General features: G+C 70.1%; 18 protein-coding genes. 6 read left to right on the top strand and 12 right to left on the bottom strand.

What is annotated here, in order from left to right; translation table 11 throughout:
- Window positions 1-2: 2 nt before the first annotated feature.
- The 5 genes from pstC to phoB all read left to right on the top strand — a co-directional run bounded on the left by pstC (window position 3) and on the right by phoB (window position 4,174).
- Window positions 3-956, top strand: coding sequence for a phosphate ABC transporter permease subunit PstC (pstC, locus tag JMJ56_RS01810; RefSeq protein WP_202830836.1), 954 nt, complete (start codon window positions 3-5; stop codon window positions 954-956).
- Window positions 957-960: 4 nt separating this feature from the next.
- Window positions 961-1,848 (top strand): phosphate ABC transporter permease PstA, encoded by an 888-nt coding sequence (gene pstA, locus JMJ56_RS01805; protein ID WP_202829893.1) that lies wholly within the window; start codon window positions 961-963, stop codon window positions 1,846-1,848.
- A 74-nt stretch (window positions 1,849-1,922) separates the two neighbouring features.
- Window positions 1,923-2,705: a phosphate ABC transporter ATP-binding protein PstB gene (pstB, locus tag JMJ56_RS01800; RefSeq protein WP_236037456.1), complete on the top strand. Its 783-nt coding sequence runs from the start codon at window positions 1,923-1,925 to the stop codon at window positions 2,703-2,705.
- A gap of 16 nt (window positions 2,706-2,721) precedes the next feature.
- Window positions 2,722-3,441 carry a phosphate signaling complex protein PhoU gene (gene phoU / locus JMJ56_RS01795; protein ID WP_202829891.1) on the top strand — a complete coding sequence of 240 codons (720 nt, stop codon included), beginning with the start codon at window positions 2,722-2,724 and terminating at the stop codon, window positions 3,439-3,441.
- A 16-nt stretch (window positions 3,442-3,457) separates the two neighbouring features.
- Window positions 3,458-4,174 (top strand): phosphate regulon transcriptional regulator PhoB, encoded by a 717-nt coding sequence (gene phoB, locus JMJ56_RS01790; RefSeq protein ID WP_236037376.1) that lies wholly within the window; start codon window positions 3,458-3,460, stop codon window positions 4,172-4,174.
- A gap of 6 nt (window positions 4,175-4,180) precedes the next feature.
- Here the strand turns inward: phoB and JMJ56_RS01785 are convergent, their stop codons facing one another.
- From JMJ56_RS01785 to JMJ56_RS01750, 8 genes are all read right to left on the bottom strand, one after another.
- The gene (locus tag JMJ56_RS01785) at window positions 4,181-5,407 is read right to left on the bottom strand and encodes an MFS transporter (RefSeq protein WP_202829890.1); all 1,227 of its coding nucleotides are present in this window, start codon (window positions 5,405-5,407) and stop codon (window positions 4,181-4,183) included.
- An 88-nt stretch (window positions 5,408-5,495) separates the two neighbouring features.
- Complete coding sequence (locus tag JMJ56_RS01780; protein WP_202829889.1) at window positions 5,496-6,263, bottom strand: DUF3891 family protein; 768 nt, start codon at window positions 6,261-6,263, stop codon at window positions 5,496-5,498.
- A 56-nt stretch (window positions 6,264-6,319) separates the two neighbouring features.
- Complete coding sequence (era, locus tag JMJ56_RS01775) at window positions 6,320-7,231, bottom strand: GTPase Era (RefSeq protein WP_202829888.1); 912 nt, start codon at window positions 7,229-7,231, stop codon at window positions 6,320-6,322.
- Entirely contained in the window at window positions 7,228-7,932 is a 705-nt protein-coding gene (gene rnc, locus JMJ56_RS01770) for a ribonuclease III (protein WP_202829887.1), read from the bottom strand. Before rnc ends, era begins: the two co-directional genes overlap by 4 nt.
- A gap of 4 nt (window positions 7,933-7,936) precedes the next feature.
- Window positions 7,937-8,689, bottom strand: a complete 753-nt coding sequence (gene lepB, locus JMJ56_RS01765; protein ID WP_202829886.1) for a signal peptidase I — start codon at window positions 8,687-8,689, stop codon at window positions 7,937-7,939.
- A gap of 133 nt (window positions 8,690-8,822) precedes the next feature.
- Complete coding sequence (locus tag JMJ56_RS01760) at window positions 8,823-9,584, bottom strand: SDR family oxidoreductase (protein ID WP_202829885.1); 762 nt, start codon at window positions 9,582-9,584, stop codon at window positions 8,823-8,825.
- Window positions 9,581-10,612, bottom strand: a complete 1,032-nt coding sequence (locus JMJ56_RS01755) for a zinc-dependent alcohol dehydrogenase (protein WP_202829884.1) — start codon at window positions 10,610-10,612, stop codon at window positions 9,581-9,583. The genes JMJ56_RS01760 and JMJ56_RS01755 overlap by 4 nt, the downstream gene beginning before the upstream one ends.
- Window positions 10,612-12,342 (bottom strand): acetolactate synthase catalytic subunit, encoded by a 1,731-nt coding sequence (locus tag JMJ56_RS01750; protein ID WP_202829883.1) that lies wholly within the window; start codon window positions 12,340-12,342, stop codon window positions 10,612-10,614. Before JMJ56_RS01750 ends, JMJ56_RS01755 begins: the two co-directional genes overlap by 1 nt.
- Before the next feature lie 344 nt (window positions 12,343-12,686).
- On the opposite strand from JMJ56_RS01750, the gene JMJ56_RS01745 reads away from it, so the two are divergent.
- Window positions 12,687-23,219, top strand: coding sequence for an SdrD B-like domain-containing protein (locus JMJ56_RS01745; protein WP_202829882.1), 10,533 nt, complete (start codon window positions 12,687-12,689; stop codon window positions 23,217-23,219).
- On the opposite strand, the gene JMJ56_RS01740 is transcribed toward JMJ56_RS01745, so the two are convergent.
- Genes JMJ56_RS01740 through JMJ56_RS01725 form a run of 4 tightly spaced genes read right to left on the bottom strand, consistent with a single transcriptional unit; the run spans window position 23,210 to window position 25,996 of the window.
- Window positions 23,210-23,857 (bottom strand): NrsF family protein, encoded by a 648-nt coding sequence (locus tag JMJ56_RS01740; protein WP_202829881.1) that lies wholly within the window; start codon window positions 23,855-23,857, stop codon window positions 23,210-23,212. The genes JMJ56_RS01745 and JMJ56_RS01740 overlap by 10 nt on opposite strands.
- Window positions 23,858-24,409 carry a sigma-70 family RNA polymerase sigma factor gene (locus tag JMJ56_RS01735; protein ID WP_328702231.1) on the bottom strand — a complete coding sequence of 184 codons (552 nt, stop codon included), beginning with the start codon at window positions 24,407-24,409 and terminating at the stop codon, window positions 23,858-23,860. It lies immediately after the preceding gene.
- A gap of 10 nt (window positions 24,410-24,419) precedes the next feature.
- Window positions 24,420-25,805 carry an amidase gene (locus JMJ56_RS01730; protein ID WP_202829879.1) on the bottom strand — a complete coding sequence of 462 codons (1,386 nt, stop codon included), beginning with the start codon at window positions 25,803-25,805 and terminating at the stop codon, window positions 24,420-24,422.
- Window positions 25,802-25,996 (bottom strand): hypothetical protein, encoded by a 195-nt coding sequence (locus JMJ56_RS01725; RefSeq protein ID WP_202829878.1) that lies wholly within the window; start codon window positions 25,994-25,996, stop codon window positions 25,802-25,804. Before JMJ56_RS01725 ends, JMJ56_RS01730 begins: the two co-directional genes overlap by 4 nt.
- Window positions 25,997-26,077 lie beyond the last annotated feature (81 nt).

The raw sequence follows: 26,077 nt of genomic DNA, 5'->3' as shown, positions 1-26,077 counted from the left end.
CCATGACCACCGGCGCGCGGCCGGCCGCGCCGCGCCGCGCCGGCAGCCTCGGCGATGCCGTCTTCGCCGGGGCCTGCCAGGCGGCGGGCGCCTTCGTGCTGCTGCTGCTCGGCGGCATCATCGTCGAGCTCTTCATCGGCGGGCTGCCCGCCTTCCGGGCCTTCGGCCTGCCCTTCCTCTGGTCCACGGAATGGGACCCGGTGTCCGAGGTCTTCGGCGCCGGCGTCTCCATCTACGGCACCATCGTGACGGCGGTGCTGGCGATCATCTTCGCCGTGCCGCTGGCCTTCGGCGTCGCCTTCACGCTCACCGAACTGGCGCCGCCCTGGCTGCGGCGGCCGGTCGGCACGGCGGTGGAGCTGCTGGCGGCGGTGCCCTCCATCATCTACGGCATGTGGGGCTTCTTCCTCATCGCGCCGCTGATGGCGCAATACGTCCAGCCGACGCTGATCGACAGCCTGGGCGAGTTGCCAGGCATCGGCGGCCTGTTCCAGGGCCCGCCCTTCGGCACCGGCATCCTGACCGCGGCGCTGATCCTCGCCATCATGATCCTGCCCTTCATCGCGGCGACCATGCGCGACGTCTTCGAGCAGGTGCCGCCGGTCTACAAGGAAAGCGCCTACGGCCTCGGCTGCACCACCTGGGAGGTGATGCGCGGCGTGGTGCTGCCCTATACGCGGATCTCGGTCGCGGGCGGCGTGATGCTCGGGCTCGGCCGGGCGCTGGGCGAGACCATGGCGGTGACCTTCGTCATCGGCAACGCCAACCGCATCACGACGACGCTGTTCGGGCCGGGCAACACCATCGCCTCGGTCGTGGCGCTGGAGTTCGGCGAGAGCGAGACCGGGAGTTTGAAGCTCTCGGCGCTCCTGGCGCTCGGCTTCATCCTCTTCGTCATTTCCTTCGTGGTGCTCGCCACCTCGCGCTACCTGCTTCGCTCCCGGCTGAAGGGCTGACCCGATGAGCGCCACGACACAACCCGCGCTGACGCCGGTGAAGGATCTGGCCGTCGCCGCGCGGCTCGGCCGCGGGCGAAAGCGGACCGACGTCATCATCCGCACGCTCTCCCTCGCGGCGACCGCGATCGGCCTCATCTTCCTTGCCTCGATCCTGATCACCCTCTTCGTGAAAGGCTTCGGGGCCATGAACCTCGCGGTCTTCACCGAGGTGACGAAGCCGCCGGGCTCCGAGGGCGGGCTGCTCAACGCCATCGTCGGCAGCCTGATCCAGGTGGTGCTGGCGACGCTGATCGGCACGCCGATCGGCATGCTGGTCGGCACCTACCTCGCCGAATACGCCCAGGGCTCGCGCTTCGGCGACGTGGTGCGCTTCGTCTCCGACATCCTGCTCTCGGCGCCCTCGATCCTGATCGGCCTCTTCGTCTACCAGCTGCTGGTGCTGCCCTTCGGCGGCTTCTCCGGCTGGGCGGGCGTCGCGGCGCTGGCCATCATCATCATCCCGATCGTGGTGCGGACGACGGAAGACATGCTCAGCCTCGTCCCCAACACGCTGCGCGAGGCGGTGATCGGCCTCGGCGCGCCGAAGTGGAAGATGATCGTGCTGGTGAGCTGGCGCTCGGCGATCTCCGGCATCATCACCGGCGTGCTGCTCGGCATCGCCCGCATCGCCGGCGAGACGGCGCCGCTGCTCTTCACCAGCCTTGGCAACAATGCCTGGTCGACCAACCTCTCGGCGCCGATGCCGAGCCTGCCGATCACCATCTATTCCTATGCCGGCTCACCCTTCCAGGACTGGATCGAACTGGCCTGGGCCGGCGCTCTCCTCATCACCCTCGCCGTGCTGCTGCTGAACATCGGCGCGCGCAGCCTCCTCGGCCGCGGCAAGTGAAGGACATGAACCCCATGAGCCAATCCGCGATGGACGACAAGACCGCCCCCGCCGCCCGGCCCAATATCGGCGCCATGCAGGCGCGCTCCGCCGCCGAGCTGAACGAGGCGAAGCTGGCGATCCGCGGCCTCGACTTCTTCTACGGCGCGCACAAGGCGCTGAAGGGGATCGATCTGAACATCCCCGCCCGGCAGGTAACGGGCATGATCGGCCCCTCGGGCTGCGGCAAGTCGACCCTGCTGCGCGTGCTGAACCGCATGTACAGCCTCTATCCCGGCCAGCGGGCCGAGGGGCAGGTGCTGCTCGACGGCGAGAACATCATCGACAGCAACGTGGACCTCAACGCGCTGCGTTCGAAGATCGGCATGGTCTTCCAGAAGCCGACGCCCTTCCCGATGACCATCTACGAGAACATCGCCTTCGGCGTCCGGCTGCACGAGCAGCTCAGCAAGGCGCAGATGGACGAGCGGGTGGAATGGGCGCTGACCCGGGCCGCACTCTGGTCGGAGGCGAAGGACCGGCTCAATACCTCGGCGATGGGAATGTCGGGCGGGCAGCAGCAGCGGCTCTGCATCGCACGCACCATCGCGGTGCGGCCGGAGGTGATCCTGTTCGACGAGCCGACCTCGGCGCTCGACCCGATCTCGACCCTGAAGATCGAGGAGCTGATCGACGAGCTGAAGCGCGACTTCACCATCGCCATCGTGACGCACAACATGCAGCAGGCGGCGCGCTGCGCCGACCAGGTGGCGTTCTTCTACCTCGGCGAGCTGATCGAGGTGGCGCCGGCGGGGCAGCTCTTCACCGCGCCGAAGCATCCCAAGACGCAGGAATACATCACCGGCCGGTTCGGCTGAGGCGGGGGCCAGGAACATGGAACAGATGGCCGAGCATACCGTGCGCTCCTATGCCGAGGAGCTGCGGCGGCTGCGCGACATGATCGCCCGCATGGGCGGCCTCGCCGAGCGGCAGGTGGCGGATGCGGTCGCCTCGCTGATCCGGCGCGACACCGACCTCGCGACCGAGGTGGTCGGGCGCGACGCCGCGATCGACGCGCTGGAGCGGGAGATCGAGAATTTCTGCATCCGCATCCTGGCACTGCGGCAGCCGGTGGGGCAGGACCTGCGGCTGGTCATCGCCTGCCTCAAGATCAGCCACGGGATCGAGCGGATCGGCGACTACGCGCGCAACGCGGCGAAGCGGAGCATCGTGCTGGCCCAGCAGCCGGCGATCGGCAGCCTCAACGGCTTCAACCGGATGGCGGTGCTGGTGCAGGAGAATCTGAGGGGCGCGATCGACGCACTGGTCAACGACGACGTCGCCCGGGCCGACGAGGTCTGGGAGGCGGACGAGCCGGTCGACCAGGTCTATAACGGCATCTTCCGCGAGATGCTGACCTTCATGATGGAGGATCCGCGCAACATCACCGCGGCGACGCATCTGCTGTTCGTTGCCAAGAACCTCGAGCGCATCGGCGACCACGCCACCAACATCGCCGAGACCGTGCATTACGCGGTGCGCGGCGACAACCTGCCGGACGAGCGGCCGAAGGGCGACGGTTCCGCCTATGCCGTGGTCCGGCCTCCGGGCTGAGGAAGGAATGTCCCCTATGCCTGACATGGTCCAGGGCCATGCCAAGCCGACCATCCTGGTGGTGGAGGATGAGGCGCCGCTGATCACGCTGCTGCGCTACAACCTCGAGAAGCAGGGTTTCCGCGTCGAGGAGGCGGCGGACGGGCAGGAGGCCCTGCTGCGCGTCGCCGAGGCGCGGCCCGACCTCGTGCTGCTCGACTGGATGCTGCCCGCGCTCTCGGGCATCGAGGTCTGCCGCCAACTCCGCCGCAAGCCGGCGACGCGGGACCTGCCGATCATCATGGTGACGGCGCGGACCGAGGACCAGGATGCGGTGCGGGCGCTCGATACCGGGGCCGACGACTACATCGCCAAGCCATTCGCCATGGACAGCCTGCTGGCGCGCATCCGGGCGCTGCTGCGGCGCTCGGGCAGCATCGCCACCAAAGGCACTCTCTCCTACCTCGACATCACCATGGATCAGGACGCGCACCGGGTGACGCGGGCCGGCCGCGCCCTGCATCTCGGCCCGACCGAGTACCGGATGCTGGAGTTCTTCCTGCAGAACCCGGGCCGGGTTTTCAGCCGGGAGCAGTTGCTGGATGCGGTCTGGGGCCGCGACATCCATGTCGAGCCGCGCACGGTGGACGTGCATATCCGCCGGCTGCGCAAGGCGATCAATGTCGAGGGCGGGGCGGATGTGATCCGCACCGTGCGCTCGGCGGGCTATGCGCTGGACCAGGACGGGGACTGAGGCGACTCAGGCCGCGGCCCGGCGGCCCAGCACCACCGCGGCCGCCGCGGCCTGGATCGCCGCGGCGGCAAGGAAGAGCCACGGCTCCGCGATCGTCCGCAGCAGGCCGAAGGCGGCCGGGGCGAAGGCATAGGCCGCCTGGCTGCAGGCCGTGACCAGCGCCACCGCCCGCGCGGTATCGGCCGCCGCGAAATCCTGCTGCGCGATCAGCGGCGGCAGCGAGGTCGCATTGCCGAGTCCGAGGCCGAACAGCACCACGCCGATCAGCAGCAGCGGCACCGAGACGCCGCCCGCCGCCAGCAGCACCAGCGAGCCGCAGACCTGAAGGGCGAAGATCGCCGCCAGTGCCCGGCGCCGGTCCGCCTCCGCCGGCAGCAGCCAGCCGAGCCCGGTCCGCCCGGCGATGGCACAGACCGTCGCCAGCGCTGCTGCGAAACCTGCTCCCTGCGCCCCCATTGCCGGGATCAGCAGCGAAATGAGATGCGCGATCAGCCCGATCTGCGCGAAGAGGCCGAGCGAGGTGGCCGCCGCCAGGGTGAGGAAGCGCCGGTCGCGCCAGAGCGCCCGGCCGGGCAGCGCCGCCGCGCCGGCCGGTGCCGTGCCACCCGCCGCCTCGCCATCCGCATACTGGCCGAGCGAGGCAGGCGTCGGCGCCAGGTAGCGGCCGGAGAGCCACCACAGCGCCAGCACCATCGCCCCGCCCGCCAGCGCGGCCGCGCCGACGAAGCCAAGCACCGCGATCAGCGCCACCCAGAGCGGCGAGAACAGGATGCCGCCGAGGCTCGCCCCGTTGTAGGCGGTGCTGAGCGCCGCGGAGCGCCGCCGCGCGAACCAGGGCGAGACCATGGCATTGATCGCCGCGCCGCCGGTCGCCGCCCAGCCGAAGCCGCTCAGCAAGGTCGCGGCGAAGAGCTGCCAGGGCTCCGCCGCCAGCGCCCAGCCGAGGATGCCGAACGCACTCGCCAGCGCCGCCGCCCGCGTCACCGCGACGATGCCGAAGCGGCCGTGTAACGCCGCGAGATTGGCGACGATCACGGCGCCGAGCAGGAAATGGCAGGTGACGGCGGCGGAGATCAGCGCCACCGGCCAGCCCCGCGCCGCCTGGATGGCGGGGAGGAAGACCGGCGGCCCGTAGAACCCCACCCCCCAGCCGAAGACCGCGACGGTGAAGGCGGCCCAGACGACGCGCCAGCCGAAGAAGGGCGGCGCGGCGGTCATGGCGGCTTGGGGCATGGGGCGGTCTCCGGCAGGGTCCGCGGCACCCTAGCCTACGCCGCCGGCGGCATGTTTCGGCCCTGCGCGAAGCCAGCTACCCGGTCCCTCAGACCGGAACGAGGGTCTCGGCCAGCCGGCTCCAGCTCGCCTCTCGGAGGTCGCGGCGCATCGCCTCCTCATCCGTCCAGCGGGTCTCGGCGGGAAGGCGGATCACCTCGCACTGCACCGTCAGCATGGTGTCGCGGAAGGGCCATGGGTCCAGAGACCACCGGGATGGCCCCAGCCGCACGAGCTTCATCTTCCGGGTGCTGCCATCCTCCATCGTCGCCTCTCCGGCCTTGTCCGGGTCGGCGAAGCAGAGGGCGAGGGAAAGGGCATCGGTCACCCCGACAAGGTCGTGGTTCCGCCTGACCTGGCCGGGATCCGCGCCGAGCCTCGCCACCCAGTCCGCCTGCAGGGCGGCCTCCTTGGCGGCGTTGCGATCGATCGCGGCATGGTCCTCCGGCGGCAGGCGCTCCGGGTCCATGTACTCCGTGTAGACGCGCGTGCCGTGCAGGGAGATGAGCAGGGCTGGCCAAAGGCCCCAGGCGGCGCGGGCGATCTCCACGCCCCGGGCCCACATCGGCGCATGGACGGCGGGGCCGAGGCTGGTGAAGGGGTGGGGCAGGCCCGTCTCAGGGTCGAGGGTCGGGGCGGTTTCCCAGTCGAGCCAGGCGAGATCGTGCTGCTCGGCGGCCAGGATGACCTCGGGCGCAGGGTCGGGCCGCGTGAAGCCGGGGGCGCCCCAGGCGGCCAACATCTGGCCGGACAGCAGGGCATGGGAGGGCTGGGAGATGAGAAGGCGGATGCCGTTCTCGGGGCTGCGCAGGATCATGGCAGGGTCAACGCGCGAGAGGGGCCTGCGGATACGGCGCCTCCGCAACTCCGGCGCTACCCCTCGTCCTCCAGCCCGAGCGCCCGGAGCCGCCCGCGCTCCTCGTCCCAGCCCGGCCGGTCCTTCACGTTGAGGAACAGATGCACCCGCCGGTCCAGCAGCCCCTCCAGCTCGCGCCGGGCGCTCTGGCCGATCGCCTTGATGCGGGCTCCGCCATCGCCGATCAGGATGGCTTTCTGCGTAGCCCGGCCAACATAGACGGTGCAGTCCACGCGGACGCTGCCATCCTTCCGCTCCTGCCAGTTCTCGGTCTCGACCGTCGCGTGGTGCGGCACCTCCTCATGCGTCTGGCGGAGGATCTGCTCGCGTACGATCTCGGCCACCAGCATGCGGTTGGGCAGGTCCGACAGCTCGTCCTCGGGGAAGAGGTAGGGGCCGGGCGGCATGGCCTCGGCCAGGCGGTCGAGCAGGCGGTCGAGGCCCCTCGCCTTCTCGGCCGAGATCATGAAGGTCTCCTCGACCGAGAGCAGCGCATTCAGCTCCTGCGCCAGGGGCAGCAGGCGGGGCGGCTCGATCAGGTCCACCTTGTTGAGCGCCAGCCAGATGGGCCGCCGGTCCTTCGCCAGCCGCTCGACGATGGCGCGGACGGCATCCGTCAGGCCGGCCCGCGCATCGACGATCAGCAGGGTGCGGTCGGCATCCTGCGCCCCGCCCCAGGCGGCGGCGACCATTGCCCGGTCCAGCCGCCGGCGCGGGGCGAAGATGCCGGGCGTGTCGACGAGGACGATCTGCGCACCGCGATGCATCACCACGGCGCGGATGCGGAAGCGCGTGGTCTGCGGCTTCGGCGAGACGATGGTGACCTTGGCGCCGGCCAAAGCATTCACCAGGGTGGACTTGCCGGCATTCGGCGCACCGACCACGGCCACCAGGCCGCAGCGGGGCCCCTCCTGCTCGCTCTCGCTCATCCCTGCTCCAATTTGGCCGACTCCAACTGGGCGAGCCATGCCTCTGCCGCCACCTGCTCCGCCGCGCGCTTCGACTCGCCCATCCCTTCGGCCTCGCGCCCCGCGGCACTCACCGCGACGACGAAGATCGGCTGGTGCGAAGGCCCGGTGGAGGAGACCAGCCGGTATTCCGGCAGGCCGAGCCCCCGCCCGAGCGTGTATTCCTGCAGCCGGCTCTTGGCCGACATGGGCGGGCGCAGGTCCGCGCCCATCTGCGCCTCCCATTCCCGCCGGACCAGGGTCCGCGCCACCGGCAGCCCGGCATCCAGGTAGAGCGCGCCGAGCAGCGCTTCCATCGCATCGGCAAGGACATTGGCGCGCTCGCGCAACCCCGCCCGTCCCTCGGAATGCGGCACCCGCAGCACGCCCGCGAGGCCGAGCCCCTCGGCCACGCGCGTCAGCGTGTCCCGCGCCACCAGCACGCCGAGCCGCTTGCCGAGATCGCCCTCCCGCTCCTCGGGGAAGCGTTCGGAGAGCCATTCGGCAATCAGCAGGGCCAGTACCCGGTCGCCAAGGAATTCGAGCCGCTCGTTGCTGTCGAGCTGGGCGCGCTTCGGGTCGGCCGCCGAACGGTGAGTGAGCGCCTGGGTCAGCAGCTCCGGCCGCGCGAATTCATGGCCGAGCCGCACGGCGAAGGCCGCGAGATTGCCCCCGGTCGTCATGGGGTCAGCGGACGCCGGAGAGAAGCCTGGACCAGCGGATAGCGAAGGGCCATGCCCAAACCTCCCACCAGGCGGCGGAGCCGTCGACCGAGAAGAAGATGAATTCGGCCCGGCCGACCAGGTTGTCCACCGGAATGAAACCCACCGCATTCTGCACCCGGCTGTCCAGGCTGTTGTCGCGGTTGTCGCCCATGGCGAAGAGATGGCCCTCCGGCACCCTGAACTCGGTGGTGTTGTCGAGCGGGCCGTCATCCGATTGCTCGACGATCGGATGCGTCCGCTCCGCCCCGCCCGCCGAGGCCGGCAGCGTCTCGCGGTAGAGGCGCACCGTCATGCGCGGCCCGTCGCCATCGACCACATAGGGCCCGGCCGCCTCGCGCCGTACCGCGGTGCCGTTGACATGGAGCAACCCGTTGCGGACCTGAATGCGATCACCGGGCAGGCCGACGATGCGCTTGATGTAGTCCTGGCTCGGGTCGCGCGGCAGCTTGAAGACGGCGACGTCGCCCCGCGCCGGCAGGCTGCCGAAGATGCGGCCCTGGAACAGGTTCGGCCCGAAGGGCATCGAGTAGCGCGAATAGCCGTAGGAGTATTTCGAGACGAAGAGGTAGTCGCCCACCAGCAGCGTCGGGATCATCGAGCCGGAGGGAATGTTGAAGGGCTCGAAGGCGATCGTGCGAATGCCGACGGCGATCAGCCCGGCATAGACGACCGTCTTGATGCTCTCGAGCCAGCCGCCGCTCTTGTTCTTCGCCATGGAGGTGCTCAAGGTCTGACCCATCGGTGCAGGTAGGGGTTTGCCCGCGGATCGGGTCCCCAGCAGGCGGGGATACGGCATCAGGCAGCGGGATGAAGCCTGCCGGGGGGTGGGGTGTCAAGGAAGCCCCCGGTTACGGCATGTAGCTGCCGCCGCCGACATCGAGGGTCGCGCCGGTAAGGTAACCCGCCGCCTCGGAGGCAAGGAAGGCCGCGACCTCGGCCACATCCTCCGGCGTGCCGAGCCGGCCGAGCGGGATATTGACGGCGAAGGCGGCATTGGCGCCCTCGGTCGTCCCCCGCGCCATCGGCGTGTCGATGCGCCCCGGAGCGATGCTGTTCACCGTGATTCCATCCGGCCCAAGCTCGGTCGCGAGGCTGCGCGCGAAGCCCATCAGGCCGGATTTCGCCGCGGTGTAGTGCGCGCCCGCGATCTGGCTCTTCGCCCGCGCCGCCTGGCTGGTCAGCATGATGATGCGCCCCCAGCGCCGGGCGCGCAGCGGCGGCAGGCAGGCCTGGGAGACGAGGAAGGCGCCGGTGAGGTTCACCGCCAGCACACGCCGCCACTCCTCGGCCGGCATCTCGCGGATGGGTCGCGCCTTGCCGTCCGGCCCCTTCGGCGAGATGCCGGCATTGTTGACGAGGATGCCAAGCCGCTCCCACCAGGGGCCGAGCGCCGTAGGCAGGCCGGCGACCGCGGCATCCTCCGCCACGTCGAGGGCAATGGCCCGCGCCTCGCCGCCCGCGGCGCGGATCGCGGCGGCAGTCGCCTCCCGCTCCTCCAGCACATCGGCGACGACGACCGGATGGCCGAGCGCCGCCAGCTTGTGGGCGATGGCGGCACCGATGCCGCGCGCCGCGCCGGTGACGAGGGCGACCTTGTCCGCATTGCTCATGGCGCGAGGATCACCTTGCTGGCCGCCCGCTGCCGGGCGAGTTCGAAACCCTCGATCCCCCGCTCCAGCGGCAGGCGATGGGTGATCATCGGGCGGAAGGCCTCCGGCTCGGCCGCGAGCCAGGCCATCACCCGGTCCCAGGTCCGCCGCACGGCGCCATGGGTGGCGCGGAGCTGGTGGCGCATGCGGACGAACTCCGTGAGCGGCAGGGTCAACGCCCCGGCATGGATGCCGGCCGCGACGATGACGCCACCCTTCTTCAGGACCGAAAGCCCCTCGTTGAGGCTCCCCGGCACGCCCGTCGCCTCCAGCACGACGTCGACGGGGCGGCCGCCGGTCAGCGCCAGCACCTGATCGGCCAGCGGCCCCTCCGCCACATCGACCGTCTCGGTGAAGCCGAGCTCGCGCAGCACGGCGAAGCGCGGCCCATCCGCCCGCCCCGCCACGAAGACGCGGGCGGCGCCGGCGCGCTGCGCCATCAGCGCGATCGCCTGGCCGATGGTCCCCGGCCCCAGCACGAGCACCGTCTCGCCGAGCCGGACCTCGCCGGTCAGCACCGCCTCCGCCCCGACGCCGAGCGGCTCGGCCAGCGCCGCGAGCTCGGCATCCACATTGTCCGGCACGGCGACGCAGCAGCGGGCCGGGATGCGGACGGTGCGGGCGAAGCCGCCATCCCGCGTCAGCCCGATCCCCTCGCGCCGCGTGCAGTTGCGCGCGTCATCCGCCCGGCAGGCGGTGCAATGGCCGCAGGCGACGAAGGGGATGACGGCGACCCGCGCCCCCTCCGCCCAGCCGGAGCCGGTGCCCGAGCGCACCAGGCGCCCGGCGAATTCATGGCCGAGGGTGACCGGCATGTGCGGGGTCATGAACTCGTAGCCCGCCGTCCACTCATAGGCATGGACATCGGAGCCGCAGATGCCGGCGGCCTCCACCTCGACCACCACCTCGCCCGGTCCCGGCGGCGGCGCCTCCGGCACCTCCTGGAATTCGAGGCCGAAGCCGACCGAGCTCTTGCGGAGGGCGAGCATCAGAAGGGCTCCGGATAGTGGCCGGCATAGAAGGAGATGGGTGGCTTCGCATCCGGGTCGGTGAGCACGTCGAGCAGCACTGGCCGCCGCGCCGCCAGCGCCTCCGCCAGCGCCGGGCCGATCTCGCTGCCCCGCTCGACCCGCATGCCCTCCACCCCGCAGGCTCGGGCGATGGCGGCATGGTCGACGGCGGCGAAGAAGACGGCCTTGGTGTGCTCGCCGAATTTCACCTCCTCGGCATGCTTCTGGTAGCCGAGGATGCCGTTGTTCAGCACCAGGGTGACGACCGGAAGCTCCATCCGCCGCAGCGTCTCCAGCTCCGCCCAGCTATGGGCGAAGCCGCCATCGCCGCAGAGGCAGACGACGCGGGCCTCGGGCGCCGCGATCTGCGCGCCGATCGCCATGGGCAGGCCCCAGCCGAGCCCGGCGATGCCACGCGGCGTCAGGAAGCGCTGCCCCGGCCGCCGCGCCGTCAGGTAGTTGGCGATCCAGATGGAGGAGTAGGAGGCATCGGCGACGACGATGTCCTCCTGCCCGATCAGCCGGTCGAGCTCCGCCATCAGCCGCTCCGGCCGGCAGGGCGCCGCGTCGCGGCTGATGACGCCTTCGATGGTGCGGCGCCAGCCCGCGACCGCCTCCGCGATCTCCGCCTCGATCGCCGGTCGGGCGGCGGCACGGGCCGAGAGGTCGTGGGCCGCCAGCGCCTCGGTCAGCGCGGCGAGGGTGAGCTTCGCATCGCCCACCAGCCGCATCGCCTCGTAATTGCGCCCGACTTCCATCGGATCGGCGTCGAGGTGGATGAAGCGCGTCTCCGGGCCGAAGAGCTTCCAGCTATCCGTCCCGTTCTGGTTGGTGCGGCTGCCGACGAGGAGGACCAGGTCGGCCCGCTCCACCATCGGCCGCAGCGCCGCCGTCCGTGCCCCCTGCCCCATCACATAGCCGACGATGCCGAGCGTCAGCGGATGGGTCTCGTCCGCCGCGCCCTTGCCCATGACGGTGGTGGCGACCGGCAGATGCGCCCGCTCCTGCAGCGCCGCCAGCTCCGCCGCCGCCCCCGAAAGGTGCACGCCGCCGCCTGCGATGACCAACGGATGCTTGGCAATCGCCAGCGCCTCCGCCGCCGCGGCGATGGCGGCCGGGTCGGCGAGGCTGCGATCGAGCGGCACCTCGCCGAGCGAGAGCCGGCGTGTCCGGAGCCCGCCGAGGGGTGCCGCCGCCTCGGTCAGCAGGTCGGCCGGCAACAGCAGCACGGCCGGGCCAGGGCGGCCGGAGCAGGCGGCGGTGAAGGCCATGTCCACATAGTCGTCAAGCCGGTCCGCCCAGTCGATCCGCCGCACCCATTTCGCCACAGGAGCGAAGAGGTTGAGGTGGTCGAGCTCCTGGAAGGCGTTGCGGTCCGTCGCGTCCCGCGTCACCTCCTGCACCAGGGCGAGGACGGGGATGCTGGCCTTCAGCGCCTCGGCGAGCGGGGCCACCAGCAGCGTCGCGGCCGGGCCGTTTTGCGCAGTGACGACGCCGACCTTGCGGGCGATCCGCGCATAGCCATCGGCCATGGCGCCGCCGGCATTCTCCTGGCGATAGACCTTCTGGTCGATCCCCGCATGCGGCGCCGCCAGGTGGAAGGCCGAGGGCAGGCTCTGGCCGAAGGTGAGCGTCACCCCATGCCGGGCGAAGGCTTCCGCGAGGCGTAAGGCGACGGTGGCATTCGCGGCGCTGGCATGGTCCGGCATGGCGTTTCCCCTTTGGCCCGGCACGGGCTGGCGGCGGGATTGGACGGCGGGGGAAGCCGGGGCGTCAAGCCAGGCCGCCACCTTGGCGATGCGATGCAGCCTGCCCCGCATCCTGCAACGACATGCCATGACCGGTCCCGTCCGCCCAAATGGCATCCCGGCAGCCATTCCGCCTCGGTTTTTGGGGCCGAAGGCGCCCTTCCGGCCAATCCGCAAACCGGCACGGTTTCAATGGCCCTTCGCGGCAAAAGACAATTATCCGTTTCTCGCGAGCCGCGCTTGGCCCATAAGTTGAAAAGCATTGCTCGTTAAGATCGCCAAGAGCCAGGTCACAGGGTCCCAATATGGCACCGCAGCCAGTCGTCAGCTTCCTCAATGGCCTTTCGCAGCAGGCCTTCCTCGGTGCCGACCAAACCCTCACCCTGCGCTTCGACAATGCCGCCAGCGGTGCCGGGACGGGCTATGCGCCCTATATCGACCTGATCCTGCCGGCCAACGGCGCGGATGGCGCGGGCGCCGGCAACGCCCCCGTCAATGACGGCGTCAGCTTCGTCTCCGCCACCTATCTCGGCGCCAGCCTGCAGGCGAAGACCATCGAATTCGACGCGACGGGCCGTGCCACCCACCCCTTCGCCAAGGACGCGCTTGGCAACCCGGTGGTCGTCACCGGCACGCCGGGCGACACGCTGCTGGTGCTCACCCTGCCCTTCGGCAGCTTCACCACCACGCAGACGCCGGCCGACATCGCCCTCACCCTCCATGTCTCGGACCTGGCCGACCCCGGCACGCTGCTCGGCGTGACGGTGAAGGGCGGCTTCGCCTACGGCGCCGACCCCTTCAACAATCCGTCTGCCGACCCGGTCATCACCGGCCCCGCTGCGGTGACGGCCATCGACCCGGTCGTCGCCAAGCTGTCCGTCACCTATGGCGGGCCGGAACAGGAGACGGCGACCGGCCCCTCCTATCCACGGGAGTGGGTGGTGAAGGGGCTGCTCGCCAGCGGCCAGCCCTTCACCAACTTCACCCTGAGCGACACCACGCCGGACGGCGTCGTCGTCACCGGCGCGCACCTGGAACTGAACGGCGTCACCATCGCGGCGCCCGTCAGCATCGTGCGGAATGCCGACGGCACCACCAGCCTGACCGGCACCTTCCCCGGCACCATCGCCGGCGGCAGCCAGGTGCCGACCATGGTGATCGATTGGTATGCCACGGAATTCCTGCATGACGGCACGCCGGTGCTCGACCCCTCGACCGGCAGCTTCCGTCCGCTGCTCGACAATGCCAGGCTGGAGGCGGACTGGACGCCGGTCGATGCGCGCGACGCCAACCCGACGCATATCGACCTGAACCCCTCGGGCGCCGAAAACATCGTCACGGCAAAGTCCATTGCCATCCAGAAGAGCGTGGCCCTCATCAGCGGCGATGCCGACCAGAACGGCGTGCCGGACTGGCAGTCGCACGGCACGCTGGCCTACACGCTGAACGGCCAGGTCTCGAACTACTTCGAGCTGGGCGGGCTGGTGGTGAAGGACAGGCTGGGCGACGGCCAGACCTTCGATGCCGGTTTCGCGCCCACGGTGATCATCCGCGAGGGTGGCCAGACCGTCTACCAGGGCCCGGTGGCCTACACGCTCGGCGCCAAGGCCGCCGACGGCACCACCGCGATCCAGTTCGACATCTCGCAGACCATGGCGAATGCCGGGCTCGACCCGGTGCTCGACGGCAATGGCGGCGGCGTCAGCCAGGCGGCCCACGCCACCGACTACAGGCAGGCCACCATCCAGGTAACCTTCCATACGACCCTGGACGCAACCTGGACCGGCTCGGTGCCGGGCGACCCACTGGTCGACCAGGGCGACACCGTCCGCAACGACGTGCTTTACGACGGCACTGTCGTCCCGACCGGCAACACCGCCGAGGATGACAGCCAGGCAGGCGTGACGCTGCCGGTCAACAATGTCTCCAAGTCGATCTACGCCGTCAACGGCGACACGACGAAAGGCACGACGAGCTTCGCCACGCCGGCCAAGGTGCAGTCCGGCGATCTCATCACCTTCCGGCTCGGCCTCGACATCCCGCTGACCTCCTCGCATGTGGTCAGCCTGAAGGACTACCTGCCGCTCCCGGTCCTGAAGGCGGTGGACCCGGATGCCGACGGCACGGCCAGCGGCTACAGCTTCCTCGGCAACTTCAACCCGAGCGGCCTCGCTGCCGGCACGGTGATGTTCGGGCCGACGGACAGCTTCCACACCCAGGTCCCGGGCGTCACGCCGCGCGTCCTTGCCGATGCCAACGGCAACTCCCTGACGCTCGACTTCGGCGGTGCCACCAACGCACTCTACCCGGCGACGCATCTCGACCTGCTGGTCACGCTGCGCGTCAACGACCAGGCCTTCGGCGACGGGCTGCTGCTGACCAACCAAGTCACCGCCTCGGAGGCCAATTCCCAGCTCCATGGCGCCGAGGACAACGCCATCATCCAGTTCGTCCTCGGCGAGCCGGTGCTGAAGGTGACGAAGGGGATCATCGGCGTCGACAACCCGGCGGCGACCTTCCTGAACGCGACGACGCAGGACGCCACCATCGGCCCGGTGGGCTTCACCGCGCCCGGCAGCGCCGGCCCGCGCTTCAGCGGCACGATCGACAGCACCAGCCTCGCGGCGAAGCCGGTCGATGCCAACATCACCTTCGCCGATGCGGGCGACCGTGTCTCCTTCGCCATCATCGTCGAGAACAGGGGCCAGGGCTGGAAGGGCGCCTTCGACACGCTGGTCCACGACACCCTGCCGAGCGGCTTCGTCATCCCGCCGGGCGGGCTGAACCTGCAGGTGACCGACGGCACCGGCACCGCGCTCAGCGCGACGGGCAACCTGTTCGGTGCCGGGCTCGAGATCACGGATGGCGCCAACAAGGGCGGCATCGGCGCCCACGACCCGACGAGCGGCAGGAACATCGCCGTCATCACCTATGACCTGGTGCTGGCCAACGCGCTCGCCACGCCGCAGCAGGCGCTGACCAACACCGCCGCCGTCACCCATTACGCGGCGCAGGAAGGCGGCATCGACCGCACGCCCTACGACACCCTGCCGCTCTCCGACACCGCCTCGGCCACGGTGCTGCCGACCATTGCCAAGATGGTGAGCGCGACGAGCCTCGCCGCCACCACCAGGGCGCAGGGCGACGCCACGATCAACGACCTGGCGATCGGCGAGACCGTGACCTACACCATCACGCTCCGCATGCCGGAAGGCGTGATGAGCCAAGTCCGTCTCGAGGATCTGCTGCCGACGCTGGGCGGCCAGATCAAGGCGATCTCGGCGAGCGTCACCGGCATCGGCACCAACGTCAGCGGCACCAAGCTGGCCCTGAACCAGGCGGCGGCGCTGGGCGACGGCAATGGCGACGGCGTCGCCGATACGCTGAGCTTAGACTTCGGCACCGTCACCAATGCCGTCGACAACGCCAACGACACGAAGGACACCATCACCGTCCAGGTGGTCGGACAGCTCACCAAGAATGTGGCCAACGCCGCCGGTGACGTGCTGGTGAACACGGCACGGGTCAGCGCCGCCGATCCGAACAGCCCTGGCAGCCGCATCAGCCAGGAGGCAACGGCGAAGATCGAGGTGGTGGAGCCGCATCTCGCCATCACCAAGACCGTCAGCCAAGCGACGGCGGATGCCGGCGACGTGCTGACCTACACCGTCACATTGACCAACCAGGTGAAGGGCTTCGACGCCCCCGCCTTCGATGTCTCGATCACCGACCTGCTGAACCAGATCGGCCCGAATGCGAGCTATGTCGCCGGCTCTGCGAAGATCACCGCCGGTGCCGCGGCCATCGCCAGCGGCAACGGCGCCGGCGACACCAGCCTGCTGGTAACGGCGGCGGCCCTCAATCCGGGCCAAACCATCACGGTGCAGTTCCAGGCGCGGGTCGGCGACGCGGCGACGAGCGGCAGGACCTTCACCAACACCGCCAGCGCGACCGGCAGCTCCCTCCCCGGCACCGACGCGGAGGAGCGGGCCAGCCCGGTAAGCGCCTCCGCCTCGGTCGGCATCGGCGCCTCCACCATCACCAAGGCGGTGACGGCGACGAGCTATGCCGATACCGGCGCGAGCCGGGGCACCATCACCGATCAGGACGTGAAAGTCGGCGAGACCATCACCTACACCATCACCCTGACACTGCCGGAAGGCGAGAGCGTCAACTACAGGGTGATCGACCAGCTGGCCGACTCGCTCGTCACCGGCAACAACGGCGGGCAGCTGCTCTATGTGCCCAACTCGGCCAAGGTCGTCGGCATCGGCGCCAACCTCTATACCGATGCCGCCTTCACGACGCGTCTCTCGGGTGCCACCACCACCGCCACGAACGGCGCAGGCAGCGGCGACCCTGCCTCGGCCGACACCGTCACCTGGGCCTTCGGCACCGTCTACAACAAGGCCGACAACACGGTCGGCGACGCCGACCGGATCGTGCTGCAGATCCAGGCCGTCGCCTCCGGTGTCGCGGCCAACCAGACGGGCGACCGGCTGGTGAACACCGCGAGGGCCTTGAGCGACTTCACCGCCACCCAGACCGCGACGGCCACCGTCGACTTCGTCCAGCCGCTGCTCGCCGTCACCAAGACCGCATCCGCCACCACGGGCGATGCGGGCAACGTCATCACCTACACGCTGACGATCAGGCACGCCTCCGGCAGCACGGCCGATGCCTATGACGTCGATCTTGCCGACATCCTGCAGCCGGGCCTCGCCTATGTCACCGGTAGCCTGACCAGTTCGGCCGGCAGCGCCAGCGTCGCCAACGGCACGCTGAACTTCCACATGGACCAACTCGCCCTCGGCAGCGGCACGGTGCAGCTGACCTACAAGGCGGTGCTGCTCGACACCGTGGTGAACGGGCTGACCATCCCGAACACCGCCGCGCTCGACTATCAGACCTCCTCCCCCGCGCAGGACCCGACCGGGGGCCGCAATATCACCACTTCGGCTGCGGCGCCGGTCACGGTGACCATTACCGACGCGGTGGCGAAGACCATCGCCGGTACCGACAACCCCTACACCACGGGCAGCAACCTCGCGGTTGGCGAGACCGTCACCTATCTGCTCACCGCGACGCTCGGCGAGGGCACCCAGCACCTCATCCTGAAGGATGCACTGCCGGCCGGCCTCACCTATGTCTCTTCGCAGGTGACGGCGGTCAATGGAATCACCGGATCGGTGCTCGCCATCGGCGATGCGGGCAGCCTGAGCAACGGCGCCCTCACCTTCGACTTCGGCAACATCGTCAACCCGGGCGACAACAACGCCGCGACCGGCAGCGTGCAGGTGCAGGTGGTGGCGAAGGTCGCCGCCGGCACCGCGGCGGCCACGGTGCTGACCAACACCGCGACGCTCGCCCCCCTGGCCGGCGCCAACCCCTACGGCATCAATCCGAACACCGCCTTGCCGGTGAAGACCGCAAACGTTGCCTCGACGGTCGTCGCCGCCTCGATCGGCGACAAGATCTTCGAGGACCTGAACGCGAACGGCGTGCAGGACAGCGGCGAGCCGGGTCTCGCCGGGGTGAAGGTCGATCTCTACAACGCAGCCAACCAGCTCGTCGCCACCACAACCACGACCGGCACCGGCGCCTATTCCTTCGGCAACCTCGTCCCCGGGCAGTACCGCGAGGTCTTCACCGCACCGGCGACGGGAACCTGGTTCGTATCCCCCCAGGGCAAGGGCACTGCGGCAACCGACAGCGGCCCGGATGCCGCGGGCAACGGTCCCGTCATCACCCTGATGGATGGCCAGACCGACACCACGCATGACGCGGGCTTCTACCGAAAGGTGACGCTCGGCGACCGCGCCTTCGTCGACGCCAACGGCAATGGCGTGCAGGACGGCGGCGAGGCCGGTCTCTCGGGCGTCACCGTGCAGCTGCTGGACGCCTCCGGCGCCGCCATCGCCGGCAAGACGGTGCTGACCGACGCGAACGGGCTCTACAGCTTCACCGGCCTGATGCCGGGCAGCTACGGCGTGCAGTTCGCCGCGTCGAACGGCAGCCTCTATGTCCTCACCGGCAAGGATCTCGGCGGCAACGATGCTGCCGACAGCGACGCCGACCCGCTCAACGCGGGAAGGACCGACACCCTCCTCTACAATTCGGGCGCCGCTGAGACGAGCCGCGACGCAGGCTTCTACGTACCGGCGAAGCTCGGCGACCTCGCCTGGGTCGATGCCAATGGCAACGGCGTGCAGGACAGTGGCGAGCAGGGCCTCGCCGGCGTCACCGTGAAACTTTACGCCTGGGGCACGACGACGCTGGTTGCCAGCACGACCACGGATGGCAATGGCACCTATGGCTTCACCGGCTTGCGTCCAGGCGACTACTACGAGACCTTCACCGCGCCGGGCGGCTATGTGCTGACCAAGGCGGGCGCCGGCACCGCCGCCACCGACAGCGATCCGGTCGACGCCGGCACGGCCAGCGGCATGGGGCCGAAGATCACCCTCGCCTCGGGCGACAACGACACGACGCATGATGCCGGTTTCTACGCGCCGGTCACCATCGGCGACAAGGTCTTCTACGACATCAACGGCAATGGCGTGCAGGAGGCGGGCGAGGCCGGGATCGGCGGCGTCGGCGTCACGCTGCTGAACGGCAGCGGCCAGGCTCTGACCAGCACCACCACCAATGCCGACGGCCTGTACAGCTTCGGCAGCCTGGCCCCCGGCGATTACGCCATCCGCTTTGCCACGCCCTCCGGCCACAGCGTCGCCACGGCGGATGCCGGCGGCGACGATGGCAGGGACAGCGACATCGATGCGGCTGGCACGACGCCAGTGAAGGCCTATGCCTCCGGTGCCAGCGACAGCTCCGTCGATGCGGGCTACTGGAAGCCGGCCTCGATCGGCAACAAGGTCTTCCTCGACGCCAACGGCAATGGCCTGCAGGACATCGGCGAGGCGGGCATCGACGGCATCGCCGTGCAGCTGTTCAGGGCTGGCATCCTCGCCGGATCGACCGTGACCGGCAACGGCGGCGCCTACAGCTTCGGCAACCTCATCCCCGGCACCTATCAGGTGAAGTTCGTGACCTCAGGCGGCCATGTGCTGACCGCGGCCGACAAAGGCGGCGACGACACCAGGGACAGCGACGCCGACCCCGCAACCGGCCTCACCGCCGCCTACACGCTGGTGGCCGACCAGGCCAACCTCACCGTCGATGCCGGGATGTACAAGCCGGTGACGATCGGCGACCTCGCCTTCGAGGACAGAAACGGCAACGGCGTGCGGGATGCCGGCGAGGACGGCGTCAGCGGTGTCGGCGTCACGCTGGTCAACGACCTGACCGGCCAGACCACCACCACCGCTACGGGGGCGGATGGCAGCTACAGCTTCGCTGGCCTGCCCCCCGGCACCTACCACGAGGAGTTCACCAGGCCGGCCGGCTGGGTCTTCACCCCGAGCGGCGCCGGCACTGCGGCGACGGACAGCGACCCGAACCCTGCCACCGGCATCGCTGCCGCCTTCAGCATCACATCGGGCCAGAGCGATGTGACGCGCGATGTCGGGCTCTACCGGCCCATCACCATCGGCGACACCGTCTTCACCGACATGAACGCCAATGGCGTTCAGGATGCGGGCGACCGACCGCTGGCCGGCGTCACGGTCCGGCTGCTCGATGCCAACGGCAACCCGATCTCGGGCCAGACCGCAGTGACGGACGGCAGCGGGCACTACCAGTTCGGCGGCCTCGCTCCCGGCCAGTACGGTGTGCAGTTCACCAGGCCGGCCGGCACCGTCGCCTCGCCGCAGGATGCCACCGGCGACGCGGCCGACAGCGACGCCGATGCGGCGACCGGCAAGACGGCCATCAGGACCTATATCTCCGGCGACAACGACGGCAGCGTCGATGCCGGCTTCTACATGCCGACCGGCCTCGGCGATCGCGTCTTCCTCGACGCCAACGGCAATGGCCTTCAGGATGCTGGCGAGACGGGAATCGATGGCGTTGCCGTCACCCTGCTCGACGGCAGCGGCGCGCCCCTGCCCGGCCGCGTCACCAACACTTCGGGCGGCGGCTTCTACCAGTTCGCTGGCCTGGTGCCAGGCGAGTACAAGGTGCAGTTCAGCGCCCCGGCCGGCTATGCCGTTACCCTGCGCGACCAGGGCGGCAGCGACGCCGCGGACAGCGATGCCAGCCCGCTCACCGGCATCACCGGCACCTACACGCTGGTCTCCGGTCAGACCGCGACCGGCGTCGATACCGGGCTCTACCAACCGGTGACAATCGGCGATCGCGTCTGGGTCGATGCCAATGGCAATGGCGTGCAAGACAGCGGCGAGCAGGGCCTTGCCGGCGTTACCGTCACGCTGGTGAATGAGCTGACCGGGGAAGCCATCACCCAGACGACCGATGCCTCGGGCAACTACCTCTTCACCGGGCTGCGGCCGGGCAATTACCATGAGATCTTCAGCGCCCCCACCGGCTATGTCGTCACCCGTGCGGGCGCCGGCACCGGAGCGACCGACAGCGACCCGGATGGCGGCGGTTTCGGCGAAAGCTTCTTCCTCGGCAGCGGTGGCAGCAGCCTTACTCACGATGCCGGCCTCTACATCCCGCCGAAGATCGGCGGCACGGTCTCGCTCGACCTGCCCCCGGGCATCTGCGACTACAAGCGGCCCGACGCGGTCTTCGCTGGCGTCACGGTGGAACTGCGCGACGCAGTGGGCCATGTGGTGCGGACGATGACGACCGGCAGCGACGGGACCTATCTCTTCGAGAACCTGGTGCCCGGCACCTACAGCGTCGCCTTCGTCGCCCCGCCTGGCACGCATTTCACCAAGGGCGTGCCGGAGAGCGGCCTCGGGGGCAGCATCGCCACCGTCAGCGGCGATGCCTTTACCCATATCGATGCCGCGCTCAGCCACCTGACCGGCACGATCTTCGACCAGCCGCCGACCGTGCTCACCTCGCCCTGGGCTTATGACGCGAACACGGCGGTGAACATCGCCTTCGAGGGCGCCGGGCAAACCAACCTCAACGCGCCGGGCAGCTATGTGGTCGGCGGCCATGGCGGGCTCACCGCCAGCAGCAACCAGGCGGGCCAGTACATCATCGGCGGCGCCGGCGACAACCTGCTGCATGGCGGCTCCAATGGCGCGACCCTCGGCGGCAGCGTCCTCGTCGGCGGTGCGGGCAACAACGTCTTCGAGGCAACCAGCGGCAACGACATCGTCCTCGGCGGCTGCGGCACCAACAACATGCAGGGCCTCGGCACGGTCGATGCCAGCGCGCCTCGCGGCCTCGCCGGCTTCGACATCCTGGTCGGTGGCCTCTCGGCCGATGTGATCGAGGGCAACAACAGCACCGCGGTCATGATCGGCGGCGGCGGCGACGACCAGATCCATGGCGACGGCACCATTATTGGCGGCACCAATGACGGCACCATCAGCCATGCCGACGGCGTCTTCTCCAACTTCCGCATCGGCGACCACCTGAAAGGCGGCGGCGCGGCAAATACCTTCGTCTACCAGAAGGGCGACGGGGTCCAGTGGATCGAGAACTACCATCCAGGCCAGGGCGACAGCCTGCAGATCTACGGCTATGCCGCCCCGACCGCGACCGGCACGGTGAACGGCTTCACCGTGCTCTATTTCGGCCCGAATGACGCGCTGGTCTTCAACAGCGTGGCGCCGACCGAGAACATCACCTATTTCGCCCATCAGGACAGCGCGCCCGGCGCCTATGGCCACTGGGCGCCGCTTCCGCCGACGCTGCTGGCCACCGCCGTCACCGCCTATGCCGGCACCCAGGGCGACGACATCGCCGTCGGCTCTTCCGCCGGCACCAGCTTCCATGGCGGCGGTGGCGACAACCTGCTGATCGGCGGGGCGGGGAATGACACCTTCCATGGCGGTGCCGGCAATACCACCTTCATCGGCAACGGCGGCACGGACCTCTATATCGGCGGCACCGGCAATGACCTGTACCACCTCAACGCCGCGGGCGAGGCGATTGTCGAGCAGGTAAACGGCGGCCAGGACATGGTCGTCTCCGGCTTCAGCATCACCCTGGCCACGAATGTGGAGAACCTGATCCTGACTCGTGGCGCCGGCAACCTTGCCGGCACGGGCAATGCCGCGGGCAATACGCTGGTCGGCAACGAGGGCGGCAACGTGTTGAGGGGCATGGCCGGCAACGACACCTTGCAGGGCCATGCGGGCAGTGACTGGCTCCAGGGCGGCGAGGGTGATGACAGCCTCGAAGGCGGCATCGGTACGGACCAGCTCTCGGGCGGCACCGGCAACGACCGGCTGAACGGAGCCTCCGGCCAGGGCGACGCCGATATCCTCATCGGCGGCGCCGGCGACGACACCTACATCGTCGACAGCGCATCCGACCTGATTTCGGAAGCCGCGGGCGGCGGCATCGACACCGTCATCGCCGCCTTCACCGCTCCGGCCTATGCCCTGGGCGCCGAGCTGGAGAACCTCGTCCTCGGCGGCGCGGTCCGCACCGGCAACGGCAACGCGCTCGACAACCGGATCACCGGCAACGCCCTGTCGAACTGGCTGGTGGGTCAGGCCGGCAGCGACACGCTTGAGGGCCTGGGCGGCGGCGACGTGCTCCATGGCGGCTCGGGCGCGGACAGCTTCGTCTTCGGCCGCGGCACCGGCCAGGACCTGGTCGGCGACTTCACTGCCGGCGAGGACAGGCTCCTGCTGGAGGGCCTCGGCTTCTCCAGCTTCGCCGATGTGCAGGCGCATATGACGGAAGTCAGTGGCAGCACGGTCATCGACCTAGGCCAGGGCGACGGCATCAGGCTCCATGGCGTGGCCAATGCGGCGCTGACAACGGCGGATTTCCTCTACGCCTGACGCCGCATGAACAGCGGGCGCCCCAGCAGGGCGCCCGCCAGCACGAGCATCAGCATGGCCCCGCCATGCCAGAGCAGGACCATCACCGCCGCATCCAGGTGATGGAACAGGCTGAGCCCCGCCGAGCAGAGCGCCGCCGAGGCCAGCCCGCCCACCAGCAGCACCGGCAGCGGCCGCACCGGCCCGGCATGCCGCAGCAGCCAGAACTGCGCCGCCGCCAGCGGAAGCCCCATGGCCAGGATGAAGCGCAGGCACGGCCAGCTTGCCCTCATCTGCCCGGCCATCGGCCCGAGGCGCGCCAAATCGGAGAGGCACCCCCATCCGAGGCTGGCGAACCAGGCGAGAAGCGCCGGGACCGGCAGCAAGGCCCAGCGCCAGCTCCGGTCGGGCCGCGCCAGCATCGCCGCCGCCACCGCCGCCAGCACGCCGGCCAGCACGGAAGCGAGCCACTGCCCGACTTCCTGCGGCATGAGCATGCGTTGATGGAGGTCGTGCCGCAGCCCGTTCATCAGCACCGCGGTGCCGACCGCTGCCGCCGCGAGGCCGAGCCACAGCGCCGCCTGCCGCCACGGCGAGGCCATCCGCCGCACCGGCTGCAGCCCGGCCGCTAATTCGCCGATCAGCTCCTCGCTCCGCACCTACTCCTCCACGCCCAGGCGGCGCCGCAGCACCTTCATCGCCCGATGGGTCGCCACCTTCAGCGCGCCGATCGACATACCGGACCGCGCGCTGGCCTCGGCCAGCGGCAGGTCCTCCAATTTGGCCAGGCCGAGCGCCGTCCGCTGAGCCGGGCTCAGCTCGGCGACGGCAGCCCGCAACTCGGCCGAGGCCACCCTCTCCTCCCCCCGGTTCGCGCCAGGGGCTGCCAAGGTTTCACCGAATTCATCGAGAGGCGCCTCGCGCGCACCGCGCCGGCCGTGGCGCCGCAGCCGGTCGATCGCCCGCCGCTCGCAGATTGCGACCAGCCAGGGCCGGATGGGCCGGGCGGGCTCATAGCTGTGGCGGAGGGTATGGATGGTCAGCAGCGCATCCTGCACCGCATCCTCCGCCTCGGCGGCATTGGCGATGCGGCGGCGCGCGACTGCCCGCAGCATCGGCAGCGCCGCCCGCAGCAGGCGGTCATAGGCGGCGGCATCGCCGGCCTGGGCCGCCGCCATCCAGGCTTCCCATTCCCCTTCCGTCCGGCTCACGCGGCAAGGGTCACGCAGCCAGGGCGGGGCGCGTCGCACGCCAGGGATGCGCCTTCTCATAGGCATCCGCCGCGCGAAACAGCAGCGGCTCGGCGAAGGGCTTCGCCACCAGCTGCATGGCGACCGGCAAGCCGCCCTCGCCGAAGCCGGTCGGCACAGTGATGCCGGGCCAACCGGTGACGTTGAAGGGAATGGTGAAGTTCGGCTTCTCGAGGAAGGCCCATTTCGGCACCGCCTCGATCCGTGGCGCCTCGCCCGGCTGAGCGGCCGTCAGCAACAGGTCGCACCCTGCCGAGGCTGCCTCGGTGGCTGCGATCAGCGCCCGCCGCCGCTTCTGCGCCTGGAGGATGTCGGCGGCGGATAGCAGCCCGCCGAGCACCAGCCGGTCCCGCAGCAGCTCCCCGTAGAGGTTGGGGTCCCGCCGCATCCAGCCCTCGTGGACCGCAAAGGCCTCGGCCAGCAGGATGATCCAGCCGCAGGCGTTGAACTCGGCGAGCGAGGGCAGCACGACGTCCCGCACCTCTGCCCCCTCGGCGCGGAAGAAGGCGGCGGCGCCCTCGATGCCGGCGAGCGTCGCCGGGCTCACCGGATGGTCCGTCTCATGGAAGTGGCGGATGACGCCGACCCGCAGCCCCTTCACCCCATGCCCGAGCTCCGCCCGGAAATCCGGCACCGGCCGGTTGGCGCTCGCCGGGTCGGCCGGGTCATGGCCGGCCATGGCCTGGAGCAGGATGGCGCAATCCTCCACCGTCCAGGCCATCGGCCCGGCATGGTCGAGGCTCTGCGCCAGCGGCAGGATGCCGGCGCGGGAGCACAGGCCATAGGTCGGCTTGATGCCGGTGATGCCGCAGAGCGCCGCCGGGCCGCGGATGGAGCCGCCGGTATCGGAGCCCGTGCCGCCCAGAACCATGCCCGCCGCGACGGCCGCGCCGGTGCCGGAGGAGGAGCCGGCGGTGAAGTGGTCCGGGTTCCAGGGGTTGCGCGCCGGCGGCCAGGGCAGGTCGAAGCTCGGCCCCCCGAAGGCGAACTCATGCGTTGACAGCTTGCCGAAGGAAATCACGCCCGCCGCCGCCAGCTTTGCCACGGTGGTGGCATCGGCGGCCGGAACATGCTCCTGCAGGACCCGCGAATGCGCCGTCGTCGGGATGCCCGCCGTGCCGTAGATGTCCTTGTGGGCGAAGGGAATGCCGTCCAGCGGCCCGCGCGGCCCCTCCTTCATGATGCGTGCCTCCGCCGCCCGGGCCGCCGCCCGCGCCTCCTCCGGCATCAGGCGGATGAAGGCATGGAGCTGCCCGTCCAGGCGCTCGGCCCGCGCCAGGCAGGCCTCGGCCAACTCCACCGGGGAAAGCTTGCGGGCGGCGACCAAGGCGGCCGCCTCGGCGATGCTCGGGATCATCGACCCGCCTCCGCCGAGAAAGTGGTCGCCGGCTCCGCCTCCGCCTCGGGCGGCGGCGTGCGGATCAGCGCCTGCATCGCCGCCAGCGCCGGCAGCGCCGGCAGCAGGCCCGCCCGCTGCGCCGGGCTGAGCGGAATCCCGGCACGGGCGAGCATCGCCTCCAGCTCGGCCTCGGTCATCGGCTGTGGCATGCCCTCTTCCCCTCGACTGGATGTGACCGCCGCCGAGTATGACGTGATTCCCGGATGCGGAAACCACCCCCGCGCGGCCCG

It is taken from the genome of Belnapia arida (assembly GCF_016773205.1).
Lineage (GTDB): Bacteria > Pseudomonadota > Alphaproteobacteria > Acetobacterales > Acetobacteraceae > Belnapia > Belnapia arida.
Note: the sequence above shows the minus strand (reverse complement) of the source record. Positions and strands in the feature narration are given on the sequence as shown.

Bases quoted from the DNA above. Each gene is read 5' to 3' on its own strand.
- pstC (WP_202830836.1), top strand. From the start codon at position 3: ATGACCACCGGCGCGCGGCCGGCCGCGCCGCGCCGCGCCGGCAGCCTC.
- pstA (WP_202829893.1), top strand. From the start codon at position 961: ATGAGCGCCACGACACAACCCGCGCTGACGCCGGTGAAGGATCTGGCC.
- pstB (WP_236037456.1), top strand. From the start codon at position 1,923: ATGCAGGCGCGCTCCGCCGCCGAGCTGAACGAGGCGAAGCTGGCGATC.
- phoU (WP_202829891.1), top strand. From the start codon at position 2,722: ATGGAACAGATGGCCGAGCATACCGTGCGCTCCTATGCCGAGGAGCTG.
- phoB (WP_236037376.1), top strand. From the start codon at position 3,458: ATGCCTGACATGGTCCAGGGCCATGCCAAGCCGACCATCCTGGTGGTG.
- JMJ56_RS01785 (WP_202829890.1), bottom strand. From the start codon at position 5,407: ATGCCCCAAGCCGCCATGACCGCCGCGCCGCCCTTCTTCGGCTGGCGC.
- JMJ56_RS01780 (WP_202829889.1), bottom strand. From the start codon at position 6,263: ATGATCCTGCGCAGCCCCGAGAACGGCATCCGCCTTCTCATCTCCCAG.
- era (WP_202829888.1), bottom strand. From the start codon at position 7,231: ATGAGCGAGAGCGAGCAGGAGGGGCCCCGCTGCGGCCTGGTGGCCGTG.
- rnc (WP_202829887.1), bottom strand. From the start codon at position 7,932: ATGACGACCGGGGGCAATCTCGCGGCCTTCGCCGTGCGGCTCGGCCAT.
- lepB (WP_202829886.1), bottom strand. From the start codon at position 8,689: ATGGCGAAGAACAAGAGCGGCGGCTGGCTCGAGAGCATCAAGACGGTC.
- JMJ56_RS01760 (WP_202829885.1), bottom strand. From the start codon at position 9,584: ATGAGCAATGCGGACAAGGTCGCCCTCGTCACCGGCGCGGCGCGCGGC.
- JMJ56_RS01755 (WP_202829884.1), bottom strand. From the start codon at position 10,612: ATGCTCGCCCTCCGCAAGAGCTCGGTCGGCTTCGGCCTCGAATTCCAG.
- JMJ56_RS01750 (WP_202829883.1), bottom strand. From the start codon at position 12,342: ATGCCGGACCATGCCAGCGCCGCGAATGCCACCGTCGCCTTACGCCTC.
- JMJ56_RS01745 (WP_202829882.1), top strand. From the start codon at position 12,687: ATGGCACCGCAGCCAGTCGTCAGCTTCCTCAATGGCCTTTCGCAGCAG.
- JMJ56_RS01730 (WP_202829879.1), bottom strand. From the start codon at position 25,805: ATGATCCCGAGCATCGCCGAGGCGGCCGCCTTGGTCGCCGCCCGCAAG.
- JMJ56_RS01725 (WP_202829878.1), bottom strand. From the start codon at position 25,996: ATGCCACAGCCGATGACCGAGGCCGAGCTGGAGGCGATGCTCGCCCGT.